The sequence below is a fragment of the uncultured Caulobacter sp. genome, assembly GCF_937900395.1.
In the GTDB taxonomy this organism is placed as follows: Bacteria; Pseudomonadota; Alphaproteobacteria; order Caulobacterales; family Caulobacteraceae; genus Caulobacter.
In genome coordinates this window covers 46,227-58,458 of the sequence record NZ_CALCDX010000045.1, presented here as the reverse complement: position 1 = coordinate 58,458, position 12,232 = coordinate 46,227, and the positions used below count along the sequence as shown (strand labels likewise).

Annotated in this window: 7 protein-coding genes; 6 read left to right on the top strand and 1 reads right to left on the bottom strand. The window is 67.9% G+C overall.

Annotated features, from left to right (window positions below; translation table 11 throughout):
• Positions 1 to 2 precede the first annotated feature (2 nt).
• Together Q0379_RS03815 and Q0379_RS03810 are read left to right on the top strand one after the other, a co-directional pair.
• Positions 3 to 2,822 carry a TonB-dependent receptor gene (locus Q0379_RS03815; RefSeq protein WP_299004424.1) on the top strand — a complete coding sequence of 940 codons (2,820 nt, stop codon included), beginning with the start codon at positions 3 to 5 and terminating at the stop codon, positions 2,820 to 2,822.
• A 73-nt stretch (positions 2,823 to 2,895) separates the two neighbouring features.
• A complete protein-coding gene (locus Q0379_RS03810) occupies positions 2,896 to 4,368 on the top strand; it encodes a CehA/McbA family metallohydrolase (protein ID WP_299004421.1) in 1,473 nt (490 codons plus the stop codon).
• 22 nt (positions 4,369 to 4,390) lie between these two features.
• Here the strand turns inward: Q0379_RS03810 and Q0379_RS03805 are convergent, their stop codons facing one another.
• The gene (locus tag Q0379_RS03805; protein WP_299004419.1) at positions 4,391 to 6,379 is read right to left on the bottom strand and encodes a calcineurin-like phosphoesterase C-terminal domain-containing protein; all 1,989 of its coding nucleotides are present in this window, start codon (positions 6,377 to 6,379) and stop codon (positions 4,391 to 4,393) included.
• Positions 6,380 to 6,656: 277 nt separating this feature from the next.
• Between Q0379_RS03805 and Q0379_RS03800 the strand changes: the two genes are divergently transcribed.
• The 4 genes from Q0379_RS03800 (at position 6,657) to Q0379_RS03785 (ending at position 12,228) form a co-directional block, all read left to right on the top strand.
• Positions 6,657 to 9,674, top strand: a complete 3,018-nt coding sequence (locus tag Q0379_RS03800) for a carboxypeptidase regulatory-like domain-containing protein (RefSeq protein ID WP_299004417.1) — start codon at positions 6,657 to 6,659, stop codon at positions 9,672 to 9,674.
• A gap of 129 nt (positions 9,675 to 9,803) precedes the next feature.
• Positions 9,804 to 10,559, top strand: coding sequence for a DeoR/GlpR family DNA-binding transcription regulator (locus tag Q0379_RS03795; RefSeq protein WP_299004415.1), 756 nt, complete (start codon positions 9,804 to 9,806; stop codon positions 10,557 to 10,559).
• Positions 10,560 to 10,703: 144 nt separating this feature from the next.
• On the top strand, positions 10,704 to 11,300 hold the full coding sequence (locus Q0379_RS03790; protein ID WP_299004413.1) for a sigma-70 family RNA polymerase sigma factor: 597 nt from the start codon (positions 10,704 to 10,706) through the stop codon (positions 11,298 to 11,300).
• Positions 11,275 to 12,228, top strand: coding sequence for a FecR domain-containing protein (locus Q0379_RS03785; protein WP_299004411.1), 954 nt, complete (start codon positions 11,275 to 11,277; stop codon positions 12,226 to 12,228). The genes Q0379_RS03790 and Q0379_RS03785 overlap by 26 nt, the downstream gene beginning before the upstream one ends.
• The last annotated feature ends 4 nt before the right edge of the window (positions 12,229 to 12,232 follow it).

Below are 12,232 nucleotides of genomic sequence, written 5' to 3'. Positions count from 1 at the left end.
CGATGATCAAGTCTTTGACGCGCCATGGAGCGCCGCGCGTGGGCGCATGCCTGCTTCTGGCCACCTCGGCGTTGGTCGCCGTCGCGCTTGTCGCGGCTCAAGCGCAAGCGGCCGCGCGGGTGGAATTCAAGATCCCGGCCGGCGATACGGCTCAAGCGCTGAACGCCTTCTCGCGTCAGGCCGGCGTGCAGATCCTCTTCCCGTACGACGTGGCGGCCAAGCACCGCACGGCGGGTTTGCAAGGGGGCTACGGCCGCGAGGAAGCCGTGCGCCGTCTGATCGAGGGCAGCGACCTGGAGATCGCCTCCGCCACGGCCGAGGTCATCACCCTGCGCCAGCGGGGCGCCGGCCCTTTAGCCGCCGGCGGGGCCGCCCCTGAGGTCTCGACGGTGGAGGAGCTAATCGTCACCGCCCGCGCGGGTTCGGACGCCCGCACGCGCCTGTCGACCAGCTACGCCGTCACCACCATGAACGAAGAGACCCTGCGCCTGCGCTCGCCCATGGGCGTGGCCGACGCGCTGAAGTCGGTGCCGGGCTTCTGGGTCGAGGCGTCCGGCGGTGAGGCCAGCGCCAACATCCGCGCGCGCGGCATCCCGCAGGAGGGCTTTTCGGCCATCGCCCTGCAGGAGGATGGCGCGCCGGTGCAGCACGACGGCGGCCTGGGCTATCTGAACGCCGACCAGTCGTTCCGCCTGGACGAGACCATCGAGCGCATCGAGGTGGTGCGCGGCGGGCCTTCGCCGATCTTCGCGTCCTACGCGCCGGGCGGCACGGTCAACTTCATCACCCGCAAGGGCGAGACCCGCGAGGGGATCATCAAGGTCCAGGGTAGCGACTATGGCCTCAAGCGCGTCGACGCCTATGTCGGCGGGCCGGTCGGCGAGTGGCGCGCCAGCCTCGGCGGGTTCTGGCGCGATGACGACGGCATCCGCGACCCGGGCTTCACAGCCAACAAGGGCTATCAGGTCCGCGCCTCGGTCGGCCGCGACTTCCAGCGCGGCAGCTTCGACTTCAACGTCAAGCACCTGGACGACAACGTCATCCTGTTCGCCGGCGTGCCGCTGAAGTTCAACGCGGCGGGCGAGCCCAGCGCCGCCCCGGGCTTCGACCCGCTGACCGGCACCCTGGCGGGGCCGGAGACCGAGAAGCTGACCCTGCGCGGTCCCAAGGGTCCTTTCAACTGGGACCTGTCGCGCGGCACCGAGGTCAAGTTGACCCAAGCCACCGCCGTCCTCAAGTACGACATCGCCGATGGTTGGCGCCTGCAGGAGACGTTGCGCTATCGGACCTCGGAGTCCAAGCGCATCGGCCTGTTCCCCAATACCCCGGTGCTGGGTTCGGCCCGCATCGCGCAGTATCGCGCCGCCCTGCTGGCGGCGACGCCCGGCGCGACCGACGTGCAGCTGCGCTACGCCACCAGTCCCAGCGAGGTGTTCAGCACGACCGGCGCGGGCCAGAACGGCAATGGCCTGGTGCTGGATGGGTCGCTCCGCTACGTCTCCGTGCCGCTGGATGAGCTGATCAACGACACGCGCCTGCTGCACAAGTTTGAGATCGGCGGCCAGACCCACGACGTGGCGGCGGGCTTCTATCACGCCCATGTCGAGGAAGCTTTCAACCGCTACTCGGCCAACGCCTTGCTGGACGTGCGCGACAACGCCCGACGCCTCGACCTGGTGGCCGTCGATGCGAGCGGCAAGATCCTGTCCAGCCTGACCGAGAACGGCATAAGCCGCTATGGCGCCGAGTTCGCCAACGGCGACGGTAAGTCCAACACCACCGCCCTCTATCTCACCGACGAGTGGCAGGTGACGCCGGCGCTGCGCATCGACGCCGGCGTGCGCTGGGAGAAGGTGGAGTTCACCGGCCGTAGTGAACGGACCGCGACGATCAATCTAGGCCAGTCGCCGACTCCCGCCGACGACACGGTCCTGGCGGGCTCGGGCGTCTATGACCGCTTCACCCGCAAGTTCGACCACACCGGTTGGACCGTCGGCGCGGACTATCGCCTGACCCCGCGCATGGGCCTCTTCGCCCGCTACACCTCGGCCTTCCGCCTGCCGTCGCTGGGCGACTACATCACCAACGCGACCAACACCGCGCCGATCGTTCAGACGATGGACCTGACGGAAGCCGGCTACAAGCTGACCACCGGCAAGCTCGACCTCTACGCCACGGTGTTCCATACCGCCTATGACGCCCTGACCTTCGGCAGCCTGGTCTTCAACCCGACCACCGGGGCGTATGTGAACCAGACCAGCGTCACCGACACCAAGACGCTGGGTCTCGAGCTGGAAGGGACCATCCGTCCGACCGCATGGTTCGACCTCGGCTTCAGCGCCACGATCCAGAACCCCGAGTTCGGCGACTACAAGTTCGAGGAGAGCTGCACGGTGTCGGCCTCGGACCCGACCTGCCAGGTCAAGCCGCCGGCGGGAACCGCCAGCCGCACGCGCGACTTCACCGGCAACCGCCTGGTGCGCGTGCCCAAGACCGCGTTCCGCCTGACCCCCGGCGTCAACTTGATGGATCGCCGTCTGCGGATCGAGAGCAGCATCGAGCGCTATGGCGACCGCTTCTCCGACGCGGCCAACACCTCGCGCCTGCCGGCCTATACGCTGGTCAACGCCACGGTGCGGTTCAATGTCAGCGAGGCGCTGTCGATCTACGCCTACGGCACGAACCTGACCAACGAGCTGGGCCTGACTGAGGGCAATCCGCGGGCCGGCCAGATCATCAGCGGCGAGGCCGGCGCCCTCTATGGCGTCGGCCGGCCGGAGTTCGGACACGCCTTCAAGGCGGCGCTGCTCTACCGCTTCTGAGGCGCCGCCTGAACTTCTTCCCCTGACCTTGGGCGGCCGCAGCCTCGGCCGCCCTTCTTTTTGGAAACCGTCCATGCTTCGCTGGCTCGCCCTCATCGCTCTGCTGATCGCCTGGCCTGCCCACGCCCAGATCGGAAAGCCGGATCTCGTCCTGACTGGCGAGATCACGGGCGCGGATCACCAGACCTACAAGCCCGTGACCTTCGACGTGCCGCCCGGCGTCACCCGCCTGGAGATCGCCTTCGACTATACGGGCCGCGAGAACCGGACGGTGGTCGATCTGGGCCTGCTGGACCCCCAGCGGTTCCGCGGCTGGAGCGGCGGCAACAAGAAGACCTTCTTCGTCTCGACCGAGGCCGCGACGGCCAGCTACCTCCCGGGGCCGCTGCCATCCGGCGAATGGACCCTGCTGCTGGGCGTGCCCAACGCCCGGCCGGGATCCAAGGCGACCTACGAGGCGAAGGTCTGGTTCCAGCGCGCCCCCGCGTCCCCGCCCGTCACGCTCACAAAGGCGACGACGCCCGGCTGGTATCGCGGCGACCTGCATATGCACACCGCCCATAGCGATGGGAGCTGCGTAACCGGCGACGCGCCACGCGCGCCATGTCCGGTCTATCGCACGGTGCTTGCGGCCCAGGCCGCCGGGCTCGATTTCATCGCCGTGACCGATCACAACACCACGAGCCAGGCCGAGGCCCTGGCCGAGCTGCAGCCCTCGTTCCCCGCCCTGTTGCTGATGACCGGGCGCGAGGTCACGACGTTCCAGGGCCACGCCAACGTCTTTGGACCGACCGCCTTCATCGACTTCCGTCTGGGCTCGAGGAGCGTCCCGACCATCCGCGACCTGCAACGGGCCGTGACGGCCGCTGGCGGGATTTTCTCGATCAACCACCCGGCCGCGCCGTCGGGGGAGCCGTGCATGGGTTGCGGCTGGACCGCCAAGGACACCGACTTCGACGCCGTACAGGCGATCGAGGTCGCCAATGGCGGTAATGAGAAGGCGCTGGGAGGGTTCGAAGGCGTCCTGTCGGGCGTTCCCTTCTGGGAAGCCCAGCTCAACGCGGGGCGCCGGATCACCGCCATCGGCGGCAGCGACAACCACGACGCCGGCATCCCCCATGACAAGCCCTCGGCCGTGGGGCGTCCCGCCACGGTGATCCACGCCGAGGGACTGTCCAGCGAGGCGCTTCTCGCGGGCCTGCGGGCGGGCAGGGTGTTCATCGATCTCGACGGTACAGGCGATCGGATGCTGGATCTCTCCGCCACCGTCGGCGGCCGCGGCGCGGTCATGGGCGGGACGCTGGCGGCGAGACCCGGCGAGACCATCGCCCTCACCGCCGTGATCGCCGGCGCCGATCCGGCTGGGCTGGAGGTGATCCAGGATGGCGCCAGGATCGTCCCGAGAATCTCGCCGACGGGCGCGTTCGAGGTCCGGATGGGGGCGCAAGATAGCTGGGTGCGGGTCAACGTCCGCGACCGGGCCGGTCGCCTGTTGATGATCGGCAACCCGATCTATCTGACGACCGCGGGCGCTCGCGCGCCCTAGTCAAAATGGCGGCCAAACACGCCTACTGGTTCTTGAACCTGTCCCAATGCTCGAAGTCGAAGGTCGGCTTCGGGCGGGTTGCGCGGACCTCGAAGACAAGCGTATCGCGCGAGGCCTCGCCCTGGTCGCGGGTGACGGTGACGACAGCCGTGTGGGCGCCTTCAGCCAGGCCCTGGGGCAGGTCGTAGCGCCAGAGATGCGGCGAGTGGTCGGCGCGGGACCCGCGCGGCTGCGGCGGCATGGGCGGTAGGCGCTTCTGGCGGCCCTGGACATAGCCTTGCGCCTCCGGATCGCCAGAGCGGCTTTGGATCGCCGTGCGGGCCATGGTCAACTGGCGCTGCAGAGCGAAGGGATCGGAGTAGGCCGAGCCCGACCGGACGCCTTCGCCGCGCATCTCCTGTGTGCGGGCCATGGGCGCCGCCGCGCCGCCGTCGATGGCGACCATGACCCTGGTCGTCGAGTCGCCCATCCAAACGTCGGCGGTCAGCCAACTCCCAGCCTGAAGGTCCGAAGGCGTCAGCAGCTTCACGTCCGGCAGGTCCTGGATGCTGAGCGGCGGGACGGCGTCGCGCCTGTCTTCCGGAGCGTCGCGCCAGGCGAAGATCGTCTCGGCCCAGGTGCGGAAGCGCGGCGTGCTGACCGACAGCCACATGGCGCGATCGCGCGGAAGGCCGCTGGCGCGGTAGTCGAGCGTGTAGTCGGTCCCCTTCACGGCGAAATCGACATAGCCGCGCGGCGAGCCGTCGCCCTGGATGCTCATCGGCGCACCATCGATGTCGTAGTCGCCGCCCCACCAGTCGCCGGCCACGGCGCCGGCCACCAAATGGCGGAACGGAATCGTCGAGACCCCGACCGTCTCCTTCCAGCCTCCCATCGAATCGCCCGGAGCCATGTTCTCCAGCGTGTGGCTGTGGCCGGTCAGCGAGAGCGCCGGGCGGCCCTTCACCAGGGCGTAGAGTTCGCCCAGGTTATCGGTCTGGTGCGGCTGGGACTCGGCGTTGTCGAAGCCCACGAACGGGATGTGGGCGGCGAACACCACCAGCTTGCTGGGATCGGTCGCCTTCAGCACGTTCGCGATGAAGGTCATCTGATCGGGCAGCAGGCGGCCGTTGTAGGTCTTCCAGTACTGCTTGCAGAACGGCCGCTCGCGGGCCTCGCGCGGATCCTCGCCACAGGGGAACGAGACGTTGTCCAGGACGATGAACACCGCCTGGCCGATCTCGAAGGCGTAGTTATTGGGGCCGTATAGCCGCCGCCAGGTGTCGGAACTGTCGATGTCGTGGTCGGCGTCGTGGTCGTAGTCGTGATTGCCCTGCACCCACCACTGCGGGACGCCGATCGCGCCCATCACCTCGGCCGTGCGCGGGATCAGGTGCAGGTCGTCGCTGACGATGTCGCCCAGGGCCAACAGGCAGTCCGGCTTCCGGGGCGCGTTGAGCATCTCGCGCACCAGGGAGTCGCGGACGTAGCCGACCTCGATGTTGGACCCGGGCTGCACGTCGCCCAGCACCGCACAGTTGAAGCTTTGACCGGTTTTTGTGGGAACGTGCGTGGGAATGATCGGAAAGTTGATGGCCGAGGGTAGGGGACCGGTCGGCGGCAGGCCGCCGTATCGCAGCGCCTTGGGCGAGCCGGCCGGCTTGTGCTGGTAGGCGAAGCGCGGGACCCAACGGTCGTCGGTCGGCACGCGCCAGCCGCTGGGCTGGATCACGAACACCGCCATGTCCGGACGCGCCGGCAGGATGTAGCGGCCGGCCTTGTTGGTCAGCACCACCTCGCGGCTGTTGGATACCTTCACGCCCGCCACGCCATGCTCGTCTGAATCCAGACGACCGTTGTGGTTGGCGTCGTCGAACACCACGCCGGCGATCGACGTCTCGTCCGCGCGCGCGTCGCGGCGCACGTCGATGTCGGCGAAGTACGGATCGGTCGGCGCAGCCAGGGCGCCGCCGGCGCAGCCGCAGACGATTGTCGCCCACGACAGGGCGATCAGCAGGGAAGTCTTGGTCACCTCGGGTCCCTCGGCTGAAGACGGCCCCCTTTCTGGCGGACGTCTGACACACCCTGATGAAGCCCGTGAATTGGACTTCTGTGTGGGTTTCGCGGGATTTCTGGTCAAAACTCTCCCGAAGCGCAAGCCAATCTCTCGTGACGTGAACATGAAATCAACAAATGTCACATCACATCCACAAAGCGCGCCTAAGGAAGACCGCGGCGAGGGGGCGGCGGCCGTGAGGGACGGTTCGCGACGCTCGTCGGGCACAAATTTCTCTTTGGGAGAGTCGGTCGTGAGGCATCAAATTCGAGCCGGGCGACGCCTGGGCGGCGTCCTGGCGCTGCGGGCCCTGGCCTTGGCCAGCGTGAGCATTTCGGCGGTCGCGCTGACGGCGGCGCCCGCCTTCGCCGAGGACTACACCAATGTCCAGGCCTCGGGCCGCGTGCAGTCGGCCGACGGCAAGCCGATCGCCGGGGCCGTGGTGCAGCTGACGTCGGAGGCGCTGGGCGTCAAACGCTCGGCCGTCACCAACGCCAGCGGCGCCTATGTCGTGCCACAACTGGCGCCGGGAGCTTACGCCGTGTCGGTGCGCGCCGACGGCTACGACGCCTATGCGGAGGCTGGCGTGCTGATCAATCGCTCTGGCGCCTCGAACCTGTTCACCTTGGCCCCGGTCGGTTCGGTCGAGGCGATAGTCGTCAAGGCCGGCCGCATGCGCACGCCGGACTTCGAGATCACCACCACCGGCGCGGCCATCGAGATCGGCGAACTGGCCGAACGCGTGCCGGTCGGCCGCTCGCTGCGCGACATCGCCCTGATGTCGCCGGGCGTGGTCCAGGGGGCGTCCTCGGCGAACAGCGGCTTCGCCAACCAGATCTCGATCTCGGGCGCCAGCTTCATCGAGAACGCCTTCTTCGTGAACGGACTGAACATCACCAACTTCCGCATGGGCCTCTTGCCGGTGGAAGTGCCGTTCGACTTCTATAAGTCGGTGGAGGTGAAGACCGGCGGCTATCCGGCCGAGTTCGGACGCTCGACGGGCGGGTTCGTCAACGCCGTCACCAAGTCGGGCACGAACATCTTCCATGGCGGCGTGACGGCGACCTGGGAGCCGGGCGACCTGCGCGACAGCGCGCCCAACACCTTCCGCAACAACTATGAGGACGCCACGGCCGAGCGCGAGGAGTGGGTGGCTGAGCTGGGCGGGCCGATCATCAAGGACCGCCTGTTCTTCTACGGCCTCTACAACCAGCGCAAACTGAAGACCTTCACGCCCCAAGCCGCTGGCGCCAACGCCACTCGCGTCACCGACGATGCGCCCTTCTGGGGCGGCAAGCTGGACGGCTGGCTGACCTCCAGGCAGCACCTGGAGTTCACCTATTTCGACACCACCAAGGACGTCCGGAACCGCAGCCTGAACTATGATCCGGCGACCAAGGCGGTCGGGGCGGAGACGGGCGGGACCAACCAGCGCTCGGGGGGCGAGAACTATATCGGCCGCTACACCGGCGTCTTCACGCCCTGGTTCACCCTGTCGGCCGCCTATGGCGTCAACAAGTTCCGCGATGGCCAGCTGCCGCTAGACACCACCCATGAGCAGGTCGTCGACTATCGGACCAACACGGCTGGCGTGAACATCGGCCTGAACAAGGTCACCGACGCCCAGTCGTTCAACGACGACAAGAGGACGTTCTACCGCGCCGACGCCGACTTCAACTTCGACCTGCTGGGCGCCCATCACCTGCGGATCGGCTACGACCATGAGGAAAACACCGCGACCCAGTTCTTCGAGACGATCGGCCGCGGCGCCTTCAAGCTGTACCGCTCGACCGGCTCGGACCAGAGCAATCTGCCGGCCGGGATCGAGTTCGTGACCACTCGCGTCTACCGCAACAGCGGCAGCTTCAGCACCGTCAACCAGGCCTTCTACGCCCAGGACCAGTGGTCGCTGTTCGGCGATCGTCTGCAGGTCGAGGCCGGCGTGCGCAACGACCGCTTCGACAACCGCAACGCCGACGGCTCGACCTTCTACGATCCGGGTAATCAATGGGCGCCGCGCCTGTCGGTCTCGGGCGACCCCTTCGGCGACGGCAAGTCCAAGCTCTATGGCTTCTTCGGCCGCTACTACCTGCCGCTGCCCAGCGACCTGTCCTTGAAGTTCGCCGGCTCGCTGGTCACCTACACTCGCTACAACCGCCTGGACGGGGTCGGCGCCAACGGCGATCCGGTCATCGGCGCGGCCATCACCACCGCCAACGGCGTCACGACCTGTCCGGACACCAAGGTCTCGAATTGCCTGGTCTCGGCCTCGGGCCTGGTGGCCGACACCGCCGAGTCGATCGCCCATAATCTCAAGCCGCAATCGGCCGACGAGTTCGTGGTCGGCTACGAACGCCGCTTCGGCGACCTGATCAAGGTCGGGGCCTATTTAACCCACCGCGAGTTGAACAGCATCATCGAGGACGTGGCGATCGACACCGGCGCGCGCGCCTATTGCGTGAAGGCCGGCTTTACCGCCGCCCAGTGCCAATCCAGCTTCGGCGGCGGCCGCCAGTGGGTGATCGTCAATCCTGGCGAGGACGTCACCATCCGCCTCAACAGCTTGCCGGACGGTTCCAAGCCGGTCGTCACCCTGTCGGCCGCGGATCTGACCTATCCCAAGCCCAAGCGCGACTACAACGCCCTGACGGCCACCTTCGACCGGGCCTTCGACGGCAAGTGGTCGGTGTCGGGCTCGTATACCTGGGCCAGCCTGAAGGGGAACTACGAGGGCGGCGTGAGGTCCGAGAATGGTCAGTTGGCGATCAACACCACGGCCGACTTCGACTCGCCGGGCTTCCTGAACGGCGCCGACGGCTATCTGCCCAACCACCGCCGCCACACCCTCAAGGCCTATGGCAGCTATCAGGTGAACGATTGGCTGACCTTGGGCGGCAACGGCCTGGTGCAGTCGCCGCGCAAGTACAGCTGCATCGGCATCGTGCCCAAGGACGTCGACCCGACCGCCTACGGCTATCAGGGCTACGGCTTCTACTGCCAGGGCAAGGTCGTCGACCGCGGCTCGGCCTTCGAGGGCGACTGGGTGACCCAGTTCAACGCTTCCGCGGTCGTGACCATCCCGACGCCGGGCGACCGGTTCGACGCTTCGCTGCGACTGGACGTCTTCAACCTTTTCAACTCGCACGCGGTGACCGCCTACCACGAGTTCGGCGACGTCGGCGGCAGCGGCGTGGCGGACACCAACTACCGCAAGCCGGTCGAGTACCAGACCCCGCGCTACGCGCGGATCCAGCTGCGCGTCGCCTTCTAGCGACCGCTTCGTCCCCGGCCGGTCCTCCCCATCCCCGCCGGCCGGGGGCGCTCTTCATGCTCCGGGCCGCAAGCGATAGTGTTCCGGAAACTTGGTCGGCGAGTCGTCGCCGACGGAGACGGACATAGAATGCTCAAACGCCACGATCGTCAGCGCGACATCCTGAACCTCCTGGAGCCAAACCAGACGCGCGCCATCGCCGATATCGCCAAGGCGCTGTCGGTCTCGGAGGAGACGATCCGGCGCGAGCTGCGAGTGATGGAGGAGGCCGGGTCGATCGTGCGGCTGCACGGCGCGGTCCGCCTGCCGCCGCAGGAGATCGAGGGCCCGTTCGACCTGCGCATGCAGAAGAACGTGGCGGGCAAGACCCGCATCGCCGAGGCGGTGGTCAGGTTCATCGCCGACGGCGACACCCTGTTCCTCGATAGCGGCTCGACCTCATGCTTCGTGGCCAAGGCGCTGGGCGAGCACCGCCAGCTGAAGATCATCACCAATTCGCTGGCCGTGGCCCAGGCGGTCCGCAAGGACAGGGGGCATACCCTGTTCCTGGCCGGCGGCGAACTGAACACGGCCTATCAGGCCTTCTCGGACCGGCACGCCCAGGACTTCCTGGCCGGCTTCCGGCCGAGTTTGTCGATCCTGACCGTCGGCGCCGTCAGCCTCGAGCATGGCCTGATGGACCATTCGCCCAGCGAGGCGATCATGAGCCGCATCGCCTATTCCACGGCTAGCCGCGTGCTGCTGGCTGTCGACCAGGGCAAGTTCGGCCGGATCGGTCTGGTCCACACCGCCGCCCTCAAGGACGTGGACATCCTCGTCACCGACGCGCCCTTGACGCCGGCGTTCCAGGACGCCTTCTCCCACGCCGAGGTGGTGGTCGCCTGAGCAAGCCCGTCGCCGCGGCGACGGATGAGGACGGCGCCGCCGTGGCGACGCAAGCTCGCTCGCCACGACATCGTGATTGTTTGACGGAAAATTCGCGCCCGTGCATCGGTGTGTATGACGACCAGAAAACAAGGGCGGGAAACGTTGTCGGAAGGACGCGCGCGCGTCGTGGCTTGGTTGGGGCGGGAGATTCTGCCCCATGAGGCTTCCGTGCGCGCCTGGCTGAGGCGTTCGTTCGCCGCGGCCGGGGACGTCGACGACATCCTCCAGGAGACCTATTGCCGCTTGGCCGCCCTGACCAACATCGATCACATCGACCAGCCGCGCGGCTATTTCTTCCAGGCCGCGCGCAGCGTCGCGCTGGAGCAAATCCGTCGCGCCCGCGTGGTGCGGATCGAGACGGTCAGCGAGATCGAGGCCCTGGACCTGGCTCTGGAGGATCCTTCCGCCGAACGCATCGTCTCCGGGCGGCGCGAGCTTGAGCGGGTGAAGGGGCTGATCGCGGCCCTGCCCGATCGCTGTCGTCGGATCTTCGAGATGCGGAAGATCGAGGGCGTGCCCCAGCGCGAGATCGCCCGGCGGCTGGGCGTGACCGAGCATGTCGTCGAGAACGAAGCGGTGAGGGGCCTTCGGGCCATCCTCGCGGCGATGACCGAACAGGATGCGCCCGCGCGCAGCCATGGAACGAGAGATCGGGAAGGCGGAGAGAAGACCGATGGTCGAACGCGAAAGCGCCGCTGACATCGAGGCGGACGCCGCCCGATGGGTGGTCCGCGTCGATCGCGAAAGCCAAAACCCCGGCCTCCGCGCCGAGCTGGACGCCTGGCTCGCCGGCGACCGCCGTCGGTTGGGCGCCTATGTGCGGGCCGAGGCCGCCTGGACCCATATGGACCGCGCCAGCGTGTTGGCGGGCGGAGAGGCTGCCCGCGACGTCGGCTCGTCTATGATCCGTCGCCGGCGTTTGGTGGCGGGCTTTGGCGCCCTGGCCGCTGGTCTGGCCGCCGCGATGGTCGCGCCGCGTCTCCTGGCGCGCCGCTACGACACCGCCCTGGGCGAAATCCGGCGCGTGCCGATGTCCGACGGCTCCGTCGCGGCCATCAACACCGACTCCAAGTTGGAGATCACCATGCGGCCGCGCCTTCGGGCCGTCAAACTCGAGCGTGGCGAGGCCTGGTTCGCCGTCGCCAAGGACCCCGAGCGTCCGTTCGTCGTCGAGAGCGGGCCCGTGCGCGTCCGCGCGGTGGGCACGGCCTTCTCGGTGCGAAAGCGCGAGGGCGGCAGCGACATCCTTGTCACCGAAGGCGTCGTCGAGGTGTGGACGCGGGACGGCGAGGGGGCGCCGCGCCGCGTCGCCGCCGGTCAACGGCTGTTCGCCAAGAATGACGGCGGGGCGCCAGCTTCGCCGATGGCCGACGCCGATCTCGGACGCAAGCTGGCCTGGCGCGACGGGCAGATCGTCCTGGACGGTCAGACGCTGGCCGAGGCGGCGGCGGAGTTCAATCGCTACAACGATCGCAAGATCGTGGTGGCCGATCCGCGTCTGGCCGATCAGCGCTTCGTCGGCTGGTTCCGCACCAATGATCCGGAAGGCTTCGCCGAGGCCGCCGCGACCACCTTCAACGGCCAGGTTAGCCTGGGCGGCGAGACCATCGTCCTGCGAGGCGGCTGACGTC